Genomic DNA, 19,822 nt, shown 5'->3' with positions numbered 1-19,822 from the left:
AAATACAACAATGAAAGAGATGCAAAAAGCTTTCTATTGGTGGGGAACACTTTTGCTGAGATCGCTACTGGTAGATACCTGGCAAGAACATTCTAGAAATATCTATGCATGAAGCGGAGAAGAAGAGGGACCGGACGTCTGTGCCCGATCCCTCTGGTCAGTCGCTAACTCTGTGTCCAGGAAGACCATCCTGTATCATACTGGAGCCCGTTGCGCTGATAGGTAAAGGAATACTGTAGCGTTTGCCCGGAACTCAGGCCGCTCACATCGTATTCCCAACGTCCCGCACCGCTGTTGTAATGCATATAGACGTTCTGTTGGGAGAGGCCGGGGCGCGTATAATGCAGGATCACATAGCCTGCCGTCCAGCCGCAGGGTTGGAACCAGGGCCGTGCTGTGGTGGAGCCGGTTTTATCGACTCCGTACTTGAAATCGGTGCAGTTAGAAGGCGGAGGTGTGGGAGTGCTAGCGGAGCCCTTTGAGGTATAGACGCGCACATAGTCAACCAGCATCGGTGCCCCAGAGACGGTAGAGCCGGTCGGTCCGCCTCCAAAGGCTCCCGGGAAGCCGCCACCCATCGCCACATTCAGGATGATGAAGAAGCCATGGTTCAGGGCGTTGCGCCATGTGGTATCATCCATGCCTGATCGATTCTGCTCGACCTGCCAGAAGAGCACGCCGTCCTGATACCAGCGGATCACTTCCGGCGAAACACTGCGATCATATTCAATACGGTAGGTATGGAAGCTTGCCTGACAGGTCGTCGGGGAACAGTTGCGCTGGCCTCCGATGCCGTTTGGCTCATTGCAGGGGCCGCCGCCATAGTAGCCACAGTGGAATGTACCCCAGGTCGTATTCAGGCCATTGACGTTCTCCATAATATCGATTTCACCGACGCCTGGCCAGTTGAGGTAGTTGCCACGGAACGGTGCGCCAAGCATCCAGAAGGCGGGCCAGTAGCCTGCCGCACCAGCGCCAGTGACGTTGGGAAGCTGGATGGAGCCCTCAACGGCAAGTATGCCGCCAGCCGGTGCCGCAAAGTCGGTTCGCTGTGTCTCGATACGTCCTGATGTCCAGGTTCCATTGGATTCGCGTATTGGTTTGATTGCAAGGTGTCCGGCTCCGTCCTGATAGACGTTTCGCGTGCTGTTCGTCATGACCTCGACTTCGCCGGTCCCCCAGTTGGCCGGGCAACCCGAGCAGCCATAGCCTGTACCCTGATCATAGAGCCAGTTAGAGGTATTTACGCCCGAGCCGGCTGTCCCGTTGAACTCGTCGCTCCACACGAGATCCCAGGAGGCTGCCTGTGCCGGTGCCGGTTTATTGCCGAGCTGGAGCAGGAAGATCGAAGAAATGCAGCAAAACGCAAGCAGAACTGCAAATACCTTTCGCTTCATCACGTAGACTCCTTTCTGTATGTTATTGCGCTGTACCATTCAGGACAAAAGGTAGTATGGTGGACCGCTCGACTTCCGGATGCAGAGCTGTGTGGGGAGCTGGAGGTGTATAGAACACTCTTCCTGCTGTTTTGAGTGCTGTGAGTCAAGCATGTTCAGCAGGAGCTCAACCGCCTTGAAGCCCATATCCGAGAATGGCTGATGCACTGTAGTCAAGGGCGGTCTGAGGTGGGACGAGAGCATGTTATCATCGAAGCCAACAAGCGAGACATCTTCGGGAATGCGCACCCCGAGCCGCTCGGCGACATCCATAACGCCATAGGCCATCTGATCGTTTGCTGAAAAGATAGCGGTGGGCCACGCGTTGCGGGGGCGGGAGAAGAGCGTTTCCGCGCATCGCTGTCCACTTTCAACCTCGAAGCTTCCCTGAAGTAACAGGTTCGGGTCTGGCGTAATTCCCGCCTCTTCGAGAGCGCGACAATATCCTTGATATCGCTCCTGACTGCAAAGATAGTGTAGCGGTCCCTGGATATGAGCAATCCGCCTGTGGCCAAGCTCAAGCAGGTAGCGCGTGGCAGTGTATGCACTGTTCACGTTGTCGATGCCGACCCTGGGAACCTGTGCCGGGACTTTCTGATCATCGATCACCACCAGAGGCAGGCCCAGATGAAACCGCTGATAGAGATAACGACCGAGACCACCCGGCAGGATAGCCAGAAGTCCAGACACCATGCTCATTGAGAGAATACGGTCAAGCACATCGGAATGATTGCGCTCGAAGCTGATGCTGTAGAGCACGATTTCATAGGGGGAACCCTCGATATATTCGGCGACACCGCGCATGATTTCAGGGATGGCGGGCCATGTCAGAGGAGGGGCAAGCACCCCGAGCAGGCGTGTATGTCCGCTGGCGAGCCCTGTCGCTGTCGCATTCGGGATAAACCCGTATTCGTGAATAGTGCGCAGCACGCGTTCGCGCAGGCTTGGATTGACGGAAGGTCGGTGGTTCAGCACACGTGAAACAGTCGCTTTTGAAACGCCTGCCAGCCGTGCGATGTCCTGGATGGTGAGCTTTCTCTGAGTGTTGCTTCCTTGCATTCCGGTTGCTCCCCTTTGTGGAACCAGCTTATAGGAAGAACAGTACCTGAGAAACCGGTTTCTGTCAAGTATTTTTGTAGCAAGTTTCCTGGTGCTTGTATTGCTCTACTCCTTCTTTGGACGATGGGAAGGGAAAAGCGGAGGGATAGAAGATATCGCGTACTGGCTTATGTGCTATTTTCATAACGATATGTGGAATAGGATTTGTATGCATCACGTATAGAGCATATACTGTGGACAAATGAAGTAGGTATCTGAAATCTCAGGTAAGGAAAACAGGATGAGCATGAAAGAACGCATGATTCTCGTATTCGGTGCAAACGGCCAGCAGGGAAGCGCGACGGCCCGGCATCTGTTGGCGAAGGGATGGCAGGTCAGGGCGTTTGTACGTCGCCCGGAGGCCGCCACACAGCTTCAGCGTGCGGGTGCCGAAATTGTGCAGGGTGACCTGAATGATCGCGCTTCAGTGGTGCGAGCAATGCAGGGCATCTATGGCGTCTTCAGCGTCTTGCCTCATAATGAACAGGAGAGCGAACAGGGAAAGAATATTGCTGAAGCCGCGCTAGAAGCCGGTGTACGCCATTTTGTCTATACGTCGATCAGCAACGCGGAAGAGCTTTTTCAGAACAACGTGAATACGCCCAAGTGGGAGATCGAGCAGCATATCTGGAAGCTTGGTTTGCCTGCAACCATATTACGGCCTGCTGGCTTTATGGATTCGATGGCGCATCCGCTCTATGGCGTCGTCCAGGGCACGCTTGCTATTCCGCTGAAACCACATACTCCCTATCCGATGATTGCGGTCAGTGATATCGGGATGTTTGCCACATTGGCATTCGAGGAGCCGGATCAATACCTCGGCAAGACGCTTGAACTGGCTGGCGATGCGCCGACACCGCTTCAGATTGTTGCCGCTATCAGCCAGGCAACCGGGCATGAGGTTACCTTTACACAGCTTTCTCTTGAAACGATTCGTCAGCAGAGCTCAGAACTTGCGCGGGCGTATGAGTTGATCGAAGCGGGCGGCTTTAAGGGCGATAGTGCTGCTTTGCGCCAGCTCCATCCTGATCTAATGGACTTTCCGACCTGGCTGCAAAAGGAAGGTGCGGAGCAATTGCAGGCTATTCTGGCATAGCCTGGTGTGCGGAGGGAGATGCAGCTTGCATTTTCTCTCCCTCGTGCAGTCACTGTGTTTGAGGATATTGGTTGTAGAGAATAAAAGAAGCTAAAGCGTAATTGTGCTATAGAAGCAGGTGAACGAGTGGTAAAGAGTGCTCTCAGCACACCTGGATGCTTCATGGAAAAAGTTGCATAGTTCAGTATACTGACAGTAGAGATACTGATGATGTGGGGTGAGGAAGTCATAAGGTACTACATGACGATGATAGGTGTTAATGCATGAAAAGGGGAAGGAGATGGAGGAGAGAGAACAGCATATATCAGCGGCCCCGTGGGATATATTTGAATTATTGTGTGGGATGTGGAAAACGCGAGCGATTGCTACCGCCGTCGAGTTTGGTATCCCGGATCTTGTGGCGGAAGGCCCCAGGACAGTGAGTGAGCTGGCAACAATCACCGGTACCCATGCATTGTCGCTCTATCGTCTGTTACGTGCCCTTGCATCTCTAGGAATTTTTGAAGAGGTACCGGGGGAAGATGTGGCAGAGGCAAAAAAGTTCACCCATACAGAGATGTCGCGCTATTTATGTAGCGGACAAAAAGGGACAATGTATTTTATGGCGCGGGCGGTAGCGTTTCCACAGAGCTGGAAACTCTGGGACTATCTGAGCCACAGTGTGCGGACCGGTGGCTCTGCCTGGCAGCTTGTAGAAGAAGAGGAACTCTGGCAGTATATCTATAATAACCCGGAAAAATATGCAGTGCTGGAACAATTCTTCTCCTCCCTGGCGTCATTATTGACTCCTGCTCTGATGCAGGCTTATGATTTCTCGCATGCTCAACTGGTAGTTGATCTAGGTTGCGGGCACGGAGTGTTGCTGAGCTCTCTTTTACAGACATATCCTCATCTTAAGGGGATAGGCGTTGATCGGCCTGACGTACTTACGACTACCTCGTGTATGCTTGCTTCTAACATCAAAGAGGGGCGCTTACAGTGTATCGCTGCCGATGTGCGGCAAGAGATACCCGCAGATGCTGATATTTATATTCTGCAACAGGTGTTACACGATATGTCGAATGACGACTGTATCGCGGTTCTAAAAAGCTGTAGGCAGGCATGCAAGCCGGAGAGCAAGCTGCTGATTATCGAATGCCTGCCCGACACCTGTGCTGCTTCGTCGTATGGTGCCTTTATGGACTTGCAGGCGTTACTTGCGGTGGAGGGCGCAGGTGTGCGAACCGTTGCCGAGTATAGCGCATTAGCGGAAGCTGTCGGTTTTTCGCTGGTACAGACAATTCCTACAGCCTCCTTTCTGATGATTCTTGAGATGACTGTATGTCAGGCAGCAAGGCAGCAAGATTAGATGCCTGTAACACCTGTAGCACCGAAATATCAAGACCGAGTTCGCGCTTCAATTGGCTGCTCAATTGCAGCGCTTTGAGGGAATCGAGCCCCAGTTCTGTCGCGGAACGCTGGAGCATAGAACGCGAAACGGTGATCCCCAGAACACTGTTCAGTACAGCAAAAAAGCGCGTGTGTTGCTCTTTGTGAGTCCGGGTTTGTTCTGGAATGAACAGGTGTGGATATGGCCCCTGAAGGTAGGACTCAAGTCGGGCTAATGCTTGCTCGAAAGGAAGTGTTTCAGCAACCTGCCAGGCTGTGTTATCCTCCGAGGATTGGGTCAGTTCTCCCCAATAAAACGAGAGTGCAGGCAGGCCGAGCATGCGCCGATGAGTGGCCAGGAGCGAAGGGAACATTGTTTCAGCCCTGTCGCCTGGAAGATGGCCGGAAAAGAGCAGGAACAGGTCCAGTGGAAGAGATTGTGTCTGAATATGAAGATTCCAGAGCGCCTGCTGATCGGCTCTCCGCGCGGCTTCGTCGGCATAGTGCTGTGTTGTTACGGTCAGGTGAATGATGCCGCGTAACGGGGGGAGCGTGTCCTTCAACTCGTTGAGTAACCGGGCGACCGCTTCAGGTGCGGCCAGATCGGTCGGGATGAAGCAATACCGGGCGCTGCTTGCCTGTAATAGCTCAAGCACATGTCGAGGAGGAGTGGGAGCCGCGAACGCCAGATGCCGGGCGCCACGAGCGATCAGCCAGGCGGCGACACTCGGTCCGATGCTTTCCAATGCTCCCGTGAGCAGATAGGTTGCATGCGGCTGGAGGCTGAAAGCAGACATGGACGGTTGGGCGGGCTCCCGGTGCCTGTGATACTGGCTTGCACTCTGTAACAGCGTTTCCAGAGAGGCCTTGTTTGACAGGGTCTGAGAAGAACTGCATTCCGCTGAGGGGTGCCATGTTTCGGCATGCAGAGGAAGCTCCTGTTGCGGGACAGGAAGCGCCTGTAAGCGAAGCCTCTGAGCTTCGAGCAGTGTCGTTTGTTGTGTATCAAAGAGGGTGATATTCACAGTAAAGCAAGCAGGTGTCTTTTCCTGTATCTGTATCAGGTGATACAGGCGTGTGGGGAGCGTCCCGGACTGATACAGGCTGAGACGTTCCAGCGCTATGGGAGTGAAGGGCGGCGTATCATGCTGTGCTGGCCCGAAGAGCGTAAGCACAGAGAAAAGCTGTTGGAGAACGCTTTCAAGCGATCCAGAAGGGTTGTCTGTGCGGCAAAGCCATACGCGCCTGTCGGCTGAGCAGCGAACCTCAGTAATTGGCACAGGGGATCGACGTATGCCCCGGCTCCACAGCAGAAATTGAAGTTCTACCGACGAAACGATACAGGAACAGCGCTGTTTCAGCGCCTCCTGATCGAGTGGAGCAGGCTGAGTGGACGGCTGACTGATTCGGGCTCTGGCGAAGGGGCTCCATTCCTGCTGTTCATGACGAGAGAACAGATGCACAAAGTTGTCTGGCGGTACGAGTGCTATTTGCAGGCAGGCTGTTTCTCTGAGTAGTTCGTGTTGCATGAATTGCTCGATAGAGATGGGTCCAGCGCCAAACGCCTTACCCGCGACCGCAAGCAGCAGCATGAGCAGGCCACCCGGAAGCTGTGTGTCAAGCGTCGTCTCCCAAGTAGGCAGCGCGGTAGCCAACTGGCGGCCTAACAGCGGATGGGAGGCGCCTTCAGATATCGTGCATGAGGTTGTTCGCGGCGTGAGCCAGTAGCGCCGTCGCTGCCAGGGATAATGGGGTAGTGGCACAAGCTTCCCTTCAGGCATACTGTTCTTCCAGCGGAGCGGCCAACCTCGCACATAAAGCGCTCCCATTGTGCGGAGCGGCGTCAATGGGTCCTTCCGGTGAAGAGTGGGGAGAATGAGCCCCTGGATGTCGTGGTATTGCAGGCATTCAGAGAGATAGCCGGAGAGGACAGGGTGAGGGCCAATTTCCAGGAACACCCTGTAGCCCTCCTGAAGAAGCGTGTGCACGCCATCGGCAAAGCGGACAGGCGCATGCAGGCAGTTCCACCAGTGAGCTGCGTCGCCGTCTCGGTGCGCTTTTCCCGTCACGGTTGAAACAAACAGGCGGCGAGCCAATCGTGCCGGAAGCTGTGGGCTGGTGTTGATGAACTCCTCGCGAAGCGGGTCCATAGCGCGCGAGTGCAGAGTATAATCCAGCGGGAGATAGCGGCAAAAGATGCCCTGTTGCTCAAGTTGGCTGGCTATCTGATGCAGGGATGCTGCATCTCCCGATAAAGTCACCGATTGAGGAGAGTTGATTGCGGCCAGTGAAACCGTGTCAGAGCAGTCGGCAAGCAGGGCAAGGGCCTGTTCCTCCGGGAGACTGGCCGCGAGCATGCGCCCACAGTTCTCTGTTTGCTTAAGGATTTTATGGATAAAGCAGAACAGATGGAGGGCCTCTTCAAAGGTCAATAGCCCGGCCACATGAGCGGCGGTAAGCGCTCCCATGCTATGCCCGATAGTGGCCTGTGGCTCGACTCCACGGGCCTTCCAGAGCTCGACGAGGGCGACCTGAAAGGCGAAAAACGCTGGAGCAACAATATCTGCATGGTGGATGCGTGAGTGCTCGCTATCCGCAAGGAGTTCTTTTATAAGCGACCAGCCAGCATAGCGTTGAACGATCGGGTCGTAGCGTTCGATCGCTGCACTGAATACAGGTTCCTGCTCGAAAAGCGCATGCGCCATACCCCACCATTGCGAACCAATCCCGCAGAAGACGAAGGCCATCTTCGGGGTGATGCCCTGGCGGCGCCCGACAAGCGGATAGGGATCGCCTGTTAAGAAGGCATCCAGTTGCTCACGGAGCTCCTCTTGTGACTGAAAAACAAGCGCTAACCGATGAGAAAAATGGTCTCGGTGAAACAGCGCGCTGGAGCACATATCATGCAAAGAGATTGGCTCTTCCGCGAAACGCCTGTAGGCATGAGCCTGCGCGACAAGCCCTTCGTGGCTCTGTGCCGAAAGGGGTAGCAGATAGCCGGAGCGTGTATACGTAGTCTTTTGCTCGGGTCCGGTCTGAAATTCCTCAAGGAGCACGTGTGCATTGGTTCCACCAGAGCCGATACTATTCACTCCTGCAAGCAGGGGAGCCTCTTCAAGCGGTGTGAGTTGTTGGGGGACGCGCAAACGAAATGAGGCAAAGGGAATATAGGGACCCGGTTGCCTGAAATGCGGATTGGCGGGAAGCTGTCGGTGTTTCAAGATCAGAACTGTCTTGAGCAGGCCTGCAATGCCTGCTGCTGCACCGAGATGCCCGATAACCGCCTTCACGGAATCAATCCAGAGATCAGCGTACCGATGCAGACCAAGCGCTGTCCCCAATGCGTAGCACTCGGCTGAATCGTGAAGAGGGGTACCGGTCGCATGGGCTTCGACATAATGAACCTGTGCGGGCGTGATAGCGGCTTCGCGATAGATTCGCCGGAGAAGCGCTTCCTGGGCGGAACTGGTGGGGTTTAGCGTGCTTGTTCTGCGTCCATCCTGATTGGTTCCTGATGCCCGGATGATTGCATGTATCCGGTTTCCATCGGCCAGTGCATGGGCAAGAGGCTTGAGCAGGATCACGCCAGCTCCCTCGCCGCGTATCGCGCCGTCAGCGTCCGCATCGAAAACCTGACAGTGAGCAGAGGGAGAGAGCCAGGATGTTTTACAGGCGCAAATCTGGGCGATGGGATCAAGCAGCAGGTTGACGCCGCCCGCGAACGCTAGCTGACATTCCCCTCTTCGCAGGCTCTCGCAGGCCAGATGGACGGCAACCAGAGAAGACGAGCAGGCGGTATCAATGCTGAGAGATGGCCCATGCAGGTCGAAAAAGCCTGAGATGCGGTTTGAGGCAAAGCTGTGCGCTGTTCCGGCCTGTGAATAGGCATCGATCAGCGTCGGGTCTTGCTGGAGGAAACGGCTATAGTCGTGAGCGCTGATCCCAATAAACACGCCTGTGGACGAGCCTGCAAGCTGGCGCGCGAGGAGCCCTGCGTCTTCCATTGCTTCCCAGCACGTTTCCAGCAGAAGGCGTTGCTGCGGGTCTATCTGTACAGCTTCTTCATCGGTGATGCCAAAAAAGGCCGCGTCAAACTGGTCAATCTGGTTCAGAAAGGCCCCACGACAGGTGTACATTTTGCCAGGGGTGTCTGGCTCAGGGTGGTAGTAAGCAGCAGTATCCCAGCGCTCGGGAGGCAGATCGCGTATCACATCGGAGCCACTGCACAGAAGTGTCCAGAAATCATCAAGCGTACAGACGTTGCCCGGAAGCCGGCAACCGATCCCGATAATAGCAATGGGTTCCGGTCGCATAATTGATTTCTCCTCACCAATAGAGCCGCTGCTGCACTTTGTCCAGGCAACTTTGTAAAGTGCGGGCCACATGGCAGACGGCAGGCTCGTTGAGCATCGTATCATGCTCACCCGGCACCATATGTACCTCGACACCTTCTGTGGCAAACTCCCGCCAGGAAACTGAGAGATCATGGCCCTGTTCCGTGCTGGTCATTTGCTGTAAGAGGGGCAGAGCCTCGGTAGCGGTGTGGAAGAGAGTTATTGTGCCGTCGAAAGGCGTATGAAGCGTATACTGTGCTGCGATTCTGGCATTATGGAAGCTCTGATAGAGAATGTTCTGCACAAATGCCTGTGATTCCCCTTCGGTGGTCCAGCTTATTTCAGGGCGAGCAGTCAGACGAGCGACCCACGCCTGTTGTTCCTCTTCACTCATTTGTTGTAGCTCAGCTTCGTCTGGGCCATCAACGCCAGCAATATCCATTGCGTAGCGAATCAACATTGCGGGATTGTTTTGCTCTTCCCAGTTGGAACCATCGGGCAGGTAGGTGTCAAACAGTGCGAGGAGTTCAACGGGCTCACCGAGCTGCTGGAGCTGGATCGCAATCTCGAAAGCGATTAAACCACCCATCGACCAGCCTCCCAGCAGATACGGCCCGCGTGGTTGCAGATCCTGTATGGCCTGCCGATATGCGGTTGCTATCTCTTCGAGGCAGGTATAGGGAGCTTTCGTGCCGTAGAGATGGGGCACTTGCAGACCGTAAAATGGCTGTGTAGCGTCCAGGTACTGAACCAATTTACGGTAGCAGAGCACATTTCCTGCTGCCGGATGGACACAGAAAAAAGGCAGGCGGCTTTCATCTCCGCGTTGCAGTGAAACCAGAATCGAGCGTTCGTCCATGGATATTCCCTTTAGTTATTATTGATCTCTTCGTATAAGGGCTGTGATACAGGTGAAAAGTGAAACGGGAGCTTAAGAAGACTGCAAAACTGGTCGCTTGCCAGATATTCTGGCGGGACGGTGCGATCACGGCGTAGCTCTGGAAGCTGCTCGAAGACCATTGGTAAGGCAATAGAGGCTTCCAGTCGGGCCATATGGGCCCCCAGACACCAGTGGATTCCCCGTCCGAAGGAAAGATGCGGGTTGTGCTGGCGGTGAATGTCGAAGCGATCGGGATGCGAAAACACCTCCGCGTCGTGATTGGCGGAGGCGATCCAGGCAAAGATGTTGCTATTGGCTGGAATGTGCTGATCCCTGATAACAATATCGGTTTTTGCCTGCCGCCGCACGCCCCACAACGGAGAGCGAAAGCGCAGCACCTCATCGAGAAAGCTCTTCATCAGCTCAGGAGTATGCAGGATCTCAGCCTTGATGTTCGGGTACTCATCACACAGATACACGGCATGACTCAGCATGCTTGGTGTTGTCTCGATGGCTCCTAGAATCAAGGTGACAAGAAAAATGGCGGTCTCGATATCGTTCAGGTTATGATGCCGTCCGTTCTCACCGACCGTGAGTAGCTCATGAATCAGTCCCTCTGATGGCTGGTTTGGAAAGACCTCGTCCTGAAAGAAGCGAGCGACCTCTTCCATCACAACAAAGCGCTCCTCTGGCGGTCTTGTGACATCGAGAATCAGGGGGTGCTCCAACCAGGTTTTGAGCTTACAATATTGGGCTTGAGAGAGGTTGAAGAGCGCCATGACAGCTCGCTCGTGCAAAGGATAGGAGAAATCGAGCGGGAAGTTTGTTTCACCTCGGGGGCGTATCTGGTCAAGGAGCTCCTGCGTGATCGTGCGAAATTTCTCGGCAAGGGGTGCGAGTGCCTGTACAGTAAAGTGACGCGATACGGGATAACGATACCAGCCGTGACGAGGAGGCTCCAGAGCTACCAGGACCGCCTGAAGGAATGCTTCCATATCCTCATTGTCTTTTTTGCGTGGGAAGGTAGAGAAGACCTCGTGTTTCGTCAGGATAAAAGCCACATCATGGTAGCAGAAGGCGTGCCATGTCTGTGTGGCTGGTTCGTAGTAGAGCGGGTGCTGTTCCCGCATGTATTGAAGCCACCCATATGGATCTTTCAATTGACCGGGGAGAACGCGCGTTCCCATCTCCTCCATGTGACAACCCCTTTCTTGAGCTGCACAGTGCTGAATGTATGAGTGTGAATAGAAAAATTTTTACGCAATTCGCATATCTTAAGACATAGTATACTTGTGGAACAAAATGATATCCTCCTTATACATATGCCAGTATGCTTGCTTAGAAGTTTGACATTAGACTGATGGTAAATCAGAAACTATACTTATGTTTCATGCCAGGCTCTCTATTCTGGTAGAGGCATGCCTCATTTGAAAAATAGGACAAAAGTTTAAATACTTGAACTGGAAGAAGAAGCGTATTATCATGAATACAGATCTAAGGAGGTTGAATATGGTTGTAGAGGATAGAGATCAAGCTGCGACAAAGGCCTTTTCCGAGAAGGTGATGCGTGATGTTGCAGGGTGGTTAGCCTCATTAATGGCCTGTATTGGTGATCGTCTTGGCCTTTTTGCCTGTCTGGCACAGGGGGAGGCGACTAGCGAAGAGCTTGCGGCGCGGGCTCAAATCAGTGAGCGCTATGCACGTGAGTGGCTCGGCGCGATGGCATGCGCGGGCTATCTGGACTATGATCCGACGAGCAAGCGCTTTTGTTTGCCTCCGGCTCATGTTCCGGTACTTGCTCAGGAGGATGGCCTGTTCTTTGTTGGTGGACTGCTTCAGGGTACTTTTGGCGCTCTTCCGGCTCTGGGGCAATTGCTGGCTGCCTTCCGAAGCGGGGAAGGCGTACCGATGTCGGCGTATAGTGCTGACGCGTTCGAGGGTATGGCACGACTCTCCAATAGCTGGTTTGAGAACTTGCTGGTACAAAAATGGATTCCGGCGATGCCCTCTGTGCAGGAGAAGCTGATGCAGGGTGCGCGTATGGCGGATATTGGTTGTGGACAGGGGCGAGCGCTGTTGAAGCTGGCTCAGGCATATCCCAAAGCGCACTATTGTGGCTATGATATCTTTGCCCCGCATGTGGAGCGAGCCAACGCGGATGCCCGGGCTGCTGGTGTGGCCGATCGCGTGTGCTTCGTGCAATTGGACGCCGCCGAAGGGCTCCCTGAGCAGTACGATATCATCACCACATTTAACATGGTTCATGATGCACCGGACCCATTGAAGCTACTTCAGGCGATCAGGCAAGCGCTTGCTCCCGGCGGGCACTATATCTGCACGGAAGTGGACGCCTCGGACAAGCTGGAGGAGAATAAGGGGCTGCATGGAACGCTCTTCTACTGTAGCAGCGTGCTCTTCTGCATGCCAACATCGCTTGCTTTTCAGGGGGCAGGTCTGGGGACATTAGGCTTGCCAGAATCTAGATTGCGTGAGTTTTGTTTGAAAGCAGGGTTTCGCGACTTGCGGCGACTACCGGTTGAAGCGCCAATGAATGCCTTTTATGACATCACGGCATAGCTACTTTAGTGCTTAGCAGTATCAGGTATGACTCTTTGTGAATGTAAATATATAAATTCTAAAACGAGAGAAAAATGAGTATAATGTATGGAAGATGTCATTGCAGTATGCATCTTCTTAGACGAGAGCGTGCTACAGTTAGAGTGAAAGGAGCGCTTGCGTTGTCAGTGGAAGTGAAGCACATAGCCCTTGTCAGACGCTACATTGAGGGCTTGTGGAGTGGTGAGCGCATCGAGAACCCCCACGAATGGTTCACAGATGATTTTGTTGCGCATGAAGCTACCGGGACACATGTTATTCATGGATATGAACAGTTCATCGCTCTTGGAGAGCAGTTCATGGAAGCTTTTCCTGCCATTGAAGTGAAAATGCGGCATATTGTTGCTTCAGGTGAGAATGTCGTGGTGCATTGGACCCATCGTGGAAAGCCCCGGATCGCGCTGCCGGGCCTGCCTTCGACCGAAAGCGAGGCTCTGCTTGAAGGAATGGCACTTTTTCGTATAGCACAGGGAAAGATGGCGGAGGTCTGGGAAGTCGTACAGGTACGATGCCTCGCATCTTGAGATCTGCATCAATGTACTCGCGAATTTGACTGTATGTATGCTTCGTGGTTTGGTGGAAAGGAGAACGGCGCGGTGGTACAGCGCCCGGTCAACGAGAAATGGATACACTGACCTGTGACAACGATGCACCTGGACTGCTCAAACGAGAACCTATTGCGATTGTTGGTATGAGTTGCCGCTTCCCGGGAGCGCAGAATCTGCAAGCGTTCTGGCAGTTGCTTCGCGAGGGAAGGGATGCGATTAGCGAGATACCGCCGCAGCGCTTCTCGCTCGATCAATACTACGATGAACGGCCTGGCATTCCCGGCAAGATTATTTCTCGCTATGGTGGCATGCTTGAGGAGATAGACTGCTTTGACGCGACCTTTTTCCAGGTTCCGCCACAGGAAGCATCCTGGATGGACCCACAACATCGCCTGTTGTTAGAGGTCGCTTGGGAGGCGCTGGAAGATGCCGGTTTTCCCCCGGCCCGCGTGCAGGAGAAGCAGACAGGCGTCTTTATTGGTATGTGGACAAACGACTATGAAGACCTGCAATTTCGGGATCTTGCGTCTATCTCTCCATATGCAGTTGTGACCGGTGTTCGCTCGGTTGCAGCCGGGCGGCTGTCGCACTTTCTCAACGCGCAGGGGCCGAGCATGGTTATCGATACGGCCTGTTCGTCTTCGCTGGTCGCTGTGCACCTGGCCTGTCAGAGTTTGCAGGCGGGAGAGTGTCAGGTTGCGCTGGCGGGTGGCGTCAATCTCGTGCTGGAGCCCTCTCAATCGATTAGCTTTTCACAGGCAGGCATGCTTTCTCCGGATGGTCGTTGCAAGTTTGGTGATGCACGAGCAGATGGCTTTGTGCGTAGCGATGGCGTCGGGGTGGTCGTCTTGAAGCCGTTGGCACAAGCGCTGGCTGATCATGATCCGATTTATGCGGTGATTCGAGGAAGCGCGGTCAACAATGATGGCAGTGCGCCAGGAGAGCAGCGCCGACTCTCGAAACCGAGCCTGAGCGGGCAACGCGACGTTTTGCGAAAGGCCTATCGGCAGGCAGGTATAGCGCCCTCACAGGTTTCTTATGTTGAGGTGCATGGAACAGGAACCAGCGCGGGTGATCCTGTGGAGCTTGAGGCGCTAGGTGACATTCTGGCTGAAGGGCGAGCCCCCGATTTTCCTTGTTTGGTTGGGTCGGTCAAGACAAATATCGGCCATACAGAGGGCGCGGCGGGTATCGCGGGCCTTATCAAGACCGCCCTGTGTCTCAGACATCGAACGATTGTGCCGTCTCTGCATTGTCATGAGCCCAATCCAGCCATTTCCTGGTCACGTGTTCCGTTCCACCTGCCGCAAAGGGTCCAGCCGTGGGAGGCGCATCCTCTTTATGCGGGTGTGAGCTCCTTTGGCATCAGCGGCACGAATGCCCATCTCGTGCTGGAAGAAGCGCCCAAGCAAGCATCTCCTATCGTGGCTGAGGAACCAGATGCGTATCTGTTGCCGCTTTCGGCCCATTGTCCAGAGGCGCTTCTAGAGCTTGCTCGACGCTATGTGCATCTATTAAGTGAAAAACAGTTATCGCTGGAAGATGTATGCTATACTGCCAGTGTTCATCGGGCACATCATCTGTATCGGTTTGCGCTTGCGGGCACTTCCCGGGCGGAACTGCTGGACCAATTACGGGCCGGGCCTCAGACTGCTGCCGTACAAGCGCCGAAAGTGGTTTTTGTCTTTCCCGGGCAGGGCTCGCAGTGGCCTGGTATGGGTAGAGAGCTTTTGCGGCAGGAGCAGCACTTCGAACAGATAATTCAGCGGTGTGAGCTGGCAATGCGTCCCTATGTTGATTGGTCTCTGAGAGAGGTATTGACGACGGACGAAGGCGCGGCGCTGCTAGAGCGTATCGACGTGATTCAACCGACATTATTCGCGCTTGAAGTGGCGCTGGCTTCCCTCTGGCGCTCATGGGGCATCGAACCACAGGCGGTCATCGGTCATAGTATGGGCGAAGTCGCGGCGGCGTGTGTGGCCGGGATTGTGAGCCTTGAGGATGCGGCACGGATCATTTGCTGTCGTAGCAAGCTGATGCGCGGTCTGGGGCAACATGGGGCGATGCTTTTCGTTGAGCTCTCGTTTGCCGAAGCGCAAAGCCTGCTTGCCGAAAATCGTGAGCAGGAGGTATCGTTAGCTGCCTGTAATGGTCCACGTTCTGTGGTGCTGTCGGGAGATCGGGGAGCGCTTGAAGCGATCATGCATATAGTCGAGCAGCGTGAGATCTTTTGTCGATTTGTCAGGGTCGACGTTGCTTCGCACAGCCCCGCGATTGATCCCGTTCGAGATGCGTTGCTCGATGCTTTAAAGGGGCTGCAACCGCAACCCGCGCGGATTCCCATGTTCTCGACTGTCACAACAGATGAGGATGCACCCTGTGATGCGGCCTACTGGGTCCGAAATATTCGTGAGCCGGTCCTTTTCGCGCAGACCGTGCAGCGCTTGCTTGAGCAGGAGTTCACCATTTTCCTTGAGGTGAGCCCGCATCCAATCCTCGTTTCAAGCCTGCGCCACTGCTTTGAGGCGGCAGGCAAGCAAGCGATGGCGGTTGGAACGCTGCAACGCGAAACTCCTGAACGGCTGGCTCTGCTTCAGGCGCTTGGCCGACTCTATGAGCGGGGATGTACTCCTGACTGGAGCTTCCTGTACCCGCAGTCGCGACAACGTGTGTCGCTGCCTCTGTATCCCTGGCAGCATCAACGTTTCTGGTTGCCTGCTTCAGCGAGGCCACTTTCATTTGAGGGAGAGGCACAGCAGCGTTTTCCGTTCGTGCAGCTTCACTGGCCGTTCGCGCTGCATCCTGAGACGCATTTCCTGCTGACCCGGCTCGAGTGCCAGCGCTTTCCCTATCTGCGGGACCATCGCATCCATACAACGATGATTCTCCCTGCTACGGCTTATATAGAGCTGGCCCTGGAGGCTATCCGCGTTATTCCGGGAGCACGTCACGCTCTTCTTGAGAACCTTGAGTTGCTCAATGCACTTGCGCTCTCAGATGACGAGCCGCAAACGATTCAGACCATTCTAGCGCCTGATGGTCCCGGGCTCTTCACGCTGCATATGTTCCGGCTAACAGAGGATGAATCCCACCTGCATGCACGGGGCATAGTACGCTTGCTGCAAGCCGCTCCCCAGGCTCCTGAAGTATCGCTTTTGGAGCTGCAACAGAGCTGCTCAGGCGAGGTCTGCACCGCCGAGACCTTCTATCATGATGTGGGGATGCGCCGGGCGAACTATGGACCTGCATTTCGTGGTGTGGAGCGGCTATGGAAGGGGGATGGTGAGGCACTGGCTTTGCTTCAGCTTTCCGAAGCGGTGAAACAGGGAACGCAGACATATGTGCTGCACCCTGCGTGGTTGGATGCCTGCTTGCAGACGCTTTTCGGGACGATTCCTGCCATGCTGGATGGGAAACGTATCGGAGCCAGGGACACCTATGTTCCGGTGCATATCAAGCGAGTGAGCGTGTATGCCGCGCTGGAAGCGGAACGCTATTGGAGCTATGCCCGTCTGCAAGAGAATAGTGAGGCTGATCTACTGGTTGGTGACGTGGTTGTGCTGGATGCGCAGGGGCGGGTTCTGGTAGAGCTTAACGGCGTTCTTCTTCAGCGAAGCAAGCAAGAGGCGCAACAGGAGTACCTGTATCAACTGCGTTGGGAAGAGCAGCCATCAGCGCAAACGGAATCAACGTTGTCTCCGCTGCTCCTTTTCGCGAATGAAGATGATGAAACGGCGAAACAGCTTGAACTGGCTCTGCAAGAGCGTGGGCAGGCCTGCATAGTAGTGCAGCCGGGCGCAAATTTTCAGCGCCTTGATGCGCATCGCTATCAGCTTGATCCGGCTCTCGAAGCTGATTGGGAACAGTTTTTTACGCAGATTCCCGCGACAAACTATACGCTGCTCTTCCTGGCAGGCGGTAGCATCGAGATGGACAGGCCGGCCGAGCAACTTGAGGATGAGTATCTGACACTGTGTGGGCGCTGGTTAGCGCTGGTTCAGGCGCTGGTGAAAGTGCCGGAGCCTCCTTTTCTCTGGCTGGTGACGCGTGGGGCTCAGGTGGCGCTTGCAGAGCAGAAGACCGTGAACTGTGTTCAGGCGCCGCTCTGGGGGCTGTGTCGTGTTTTGCGAAATGAGCATCCTACGATACGTTGTAGCATACTCGATCTCAGCCCTGTTCCATCGGTGCGAGAGCTCTCTATGCTCCTTGATGAAGTAAGTCGGTGCGAAGCCTATCAAGAACTGGCGCTGCGAGGCACAACGCGCTACATGCATCGCCTGTTACGTGAAGACGCGCTACCGGTAGTGGCGCCGCGCTCCGTTGAGGAGCCCGATCAGTTCTATCTGGAAACGACGCAACCCGGCTCACTGGATGCGCTGCGGTTTCGGCAGGCGGAGCGACGTGCCCCTGGTCCCGGCGAAGTCGAGATACAGGTACATGCTTCAGCGCTCAATTTCAGGGATGTGCTGTCAGCTCTGGGGATGTCGCCGACCTCTGCGCAGGGGGTGGACCCGCTCGGCATTGAGTGTGCTGGCATTATTACAGCTGTGGGCCCGGGAATTGAAACGGTACATGTGGGTGCTGCGGTGATCGCTCTGGCTCCACATGCGATCGGAGCGTACGTCACAACTGATGTTCGTTATGTGTTACCCATCCCCGAGCCATTGTGTTTTGAGGACGCGGTTACGATCCCGATTGCCTTTCTGACGGCCTCCTATGCACTTCATACGCTTGGGCATATGCAACCTGGTGAGCGAGTGCTGATTCATTCGGCAGCGGGTGGTGTTGGTCTGGCGGCGGTCCAGTTAGCGAAGCTGGCCGGAGTAGAGATCTTTGCTACCGCCGGAACGCCTGAGAAGCGGGCGTATCTGCAATCGCTTGGTGTACAGCATGTCATGGATTCACGTTCGCTTGAATTTGCCGAAGAGGTGATGCGGCTGACGAACGGCGAAGGGGTAGACCTTGTCCTGAATGCGCTTGCGGGAGCATATATCCAGAAAGGACTTTCGGTGCTGCGGCTCTGCGGGCGCTTTCTCGAGCTGGGCAAACGCGACATTTATCAGGGCAGTCAGCTATCGCTGGCTCCGTTCCGCAATAACCTTGCCTATCATGCAATCGATCTTGATAAGCTGATCAAGGGACGCCCCGGGCTGATTGGTGGCCTGCTTGCCGCGATCGGGCGCAAGCTGGATGAGGGCCAGATTACGCCGCTGCCCTATCGCTCTTTCGCACTCTCGGATGCAGAAGATGCATTTCGCTATATGGCCCAGGCAAAACATATCGGAAAGATTGTATTGACGCATCAGCCGCAGAAGGCGCGGCCGAAACACGTTGTCTCGATTCCGGTCATCGTGCGGGCTCAGGCAAGCTACCTGATCACTGGCGGCCTGGGAGGTATTGGCCTGACAATGGCCCGCTGGCTGGTTGAGCAGGGAGCGCGGCATCTGGTGTTGCTTGGAAGAAAGGCGCCTTCTGCTGAAGTGGCTCGCTTCCTTGAGACATTGAGTGCCCGAGGGGTACAGGTGCGGGTTGCCGCGGTGGATGTCTCCTGTGAAGAGCAGCTTGCTCGGGAACTCGCTTCTATTGAACGCACGATGCCGCCGCTTCGCGGAGTGCTGCATGCTGCGGCGGTGCTGGATGATGGTATGTTGATGCAGCAGAATCCTCGACGCTTCCAGACAGTGATGAGGCCAAAGGTACGCGGGGCCTGGAATCTCCACCGTCAGACCCTTCACCATGCGTTGGATTTCTTTGTGCTCTTCTCTTCGGCTGCAACCCTGATTGCTCCTCCGGGACAAGGAAACTATGTGGCTGCGAACAGCTTTCTTGATGCATTGGCTCATTATCGGCGGGCGCGTGGCTTGCCCTCGCTCTGTATCAACTGGGGCGCATGGGGAGAGATCGGCTTTCTGGCGTCACGTCCGGAGCTTGGACGGCATTTTGAGGGGCGTGGCCTGATTCCGCTTGATCCTCATGAGGCAACGGAGCTCTTCGGGCGCTTGCTTTTGCAGCGTAAGCCACAACTCTGTGTCATGGCAATGGATTGGGAGCGCTGGCAAAAGTTTTATCCGGTTTCCTGTGAAGCATCCTTGTTGCGACGCCTGATGCCTGAGGAGGTGCGTCAGGCACAGACGGGAGAGGAACAGCCGTTCTCATGGGGTGAGGGGCCCCTTGCCGCACAGCAGGCCCGTCTGGAAGCGTACTTGCAGGCGCAATTTGCCGAGATTCGGGGCATTGAACGAGTCTCTGTCCAGACGCCGCTGTTACAGCAAGGACTTGATTCTTTGATGGCTGTTGAGCTACGCAACCGCATTCAGCGCGACCTGGGCATTTCCTTGCTGGTCAAGCACCTGCTCGGCAAGGCTACCATTCGACAGGTTGCGGCACTGCTTCGTGAGGCGTTTCAGATGACGGATAAAGGGTAGTTCATGAGTGGTTTGGCTGCC

The 19,822-nt window shown here is 55.0% G+C and carries 10 protein-coding genes; 5 read left to right on the top strand and 5 right to left on the bottom strand.

All coding sequences use genetic code 11. The annotated features are described in order from the left end of the window. Positions 1-164: 164 nt before the first annotated feature. Positions 165-1,397 carry a glycoside hydrolase family 16 protein gene (locus tag EI42_RS08945; RefSeq protein WP_111321016.1) on the bottom strand — a complete coding sequence of 411 codons (1,233 nt, stop codon included), beginning with the start codon at positions 1,395-1,397 and terminating at the stop codon, positions 165-167. A gap of 39 nt (positions 1,398-1,436) precedes the next feature. Continuing rightward, entirely contained in the window at positions 1,437-2,495 is a 1,059-nt protein-coding gene (locus EI42_RS08940) for a LacI family DNA-binding transcriptional regulator (protein ID WP_111321014.1), read from the bottom strand. Positions 2,496-2,775: 280 nt separating this feature from the next. Between EI42_RS08940 and EI42_RS08935 the strand changes: the two genes are divergently transcribed. Together EI42_RS08935 and EI42_RS08930 are read left to right on the top strand one after the other, a co-directional pair. Beyond that, positions 2,776-3,630, top strand: a complete 855-nt coding sequence (locus EI42_RS08935; protein ID WP_111321012.1) for an NmrA/HSCARG family protein — start codon at positions 2,776-2,778, stop codon at positions 3,628-3,630. Between the two features lie 280 nt (positions 3,631-3,910). Then, positions 3,911-4,978: a methyltransferase gene (locus EI42_RS08930; protein WP_170142480.1), complete on the top strand. Its 1,068-nt coding sequence runs from the start codon at positions 3,911-3,913 to the stop codon at positions 4,976-4,978. On the opposite strand, the gene EI42_RS08925 is transcribed toward EI42_RS08930, so the two are convergent. Genes EI42_RS08925 through EI42_RS08915 form a run of 3 tightly spaced genes read right to left on the bottom strand, consistent with a single transcriptional unit; the run spans position 4,914 to position 11,399 of the window. After that, positions 4,914-9,311 carry a type I polyketide synthase gene (locus EI42_RS08925; RefSeq protein WP_170142479.1) on the bottom strand — a complete coding sequence of 1,466 codons (4,398 nt, stop codon included), beginning with the start codon at positions 9,309-9,311 and terminating at the stop codon, positions 4,914-4,916. The two genes, EI42_RS08930 and EI42_RS08925, sit on opposite strands and share 65 nt — an antisense overlap. A 13-nt stretch (positions 9,312-9,324) precedes the next feature. Next, positions 9,325-10,191 (bottom strand): thioesterase domain-containing protein, encoded by an 867-nt coding sequence (locus EI42_RS08920; protein WP_111321006.1) that lies wholly within the window; start codon positions 10,189-10,191, stop codon positions 9,325-9,327. Positions 10,192-10,202: 11 nt separating this feature from the next. After that, positions 10,203-11,399, bottom strand: a complete 1,197-nt coding sequence (locus EI42_RS08915) for a cytochrome P450 (RefSeq protein WP_211326090.1) — start codon at positions 11,397-11,399, stop codon at positions 10,203-10,205. A gap of 322 nt (positions 11,400-11,721) precedes the next feature. Between EI42_RS08915 and EI42_RS08910 the strand changes: the two genes are divergently transcribed. From EI42_RS08910 to EI42_RS08900, 3 genes are all read left to right on the top strand, one after another. After that, positions 11,722-12,789 (top strand): class I SAM-dependent methyltransferase, encoded by a 1,068-nt coding sequence (locus tag EI42_RS08910; protein ID WP_170142478.1) that lies wholly within the window; start codon positions 11,722-11,724, stop codon positions 12,787-12,789. Positions 12,790-12,956: 167 nt separating this feature from the next. After that, positions 12,957-13,352, top strand: coding sequence for an ester cyclase (locus EI42_RS08905; RefSeq protein WP_170142477.1), 396 nt, complete (start codon positions 12,957-12,959; stop codon positions 13,350-13,352). Between the two features lie 44 nt (positions 13,353-13,396). Continuing rightward, entirely contained in the window at positions 13,397-19,801 is a 6,405-nt protein-coding gene (locus EI42_RS08900; protein ID WP_137686289.1) for a type I polyketide synthase, read from the top strand. The last annotated feature ends 21 nt before the right edge of the window (positions 19,802-19,822 follow it).

This window comes from Thermosporothrix hazakensis (assembly GCF_003253565.1).
Classification (GTDB): domain Bacteria; phylum Chloroflexota; class Ktedonobacteria; order Ktedonobacterales; family Ktedonobacteraceae; genus Thermosporothrix; species Thermosporothrix hazakensis.
Note: the sequence above shows the minus strand (reverse complement) of the source record. Positions and strands in the feature narration are given on the sequence as shown.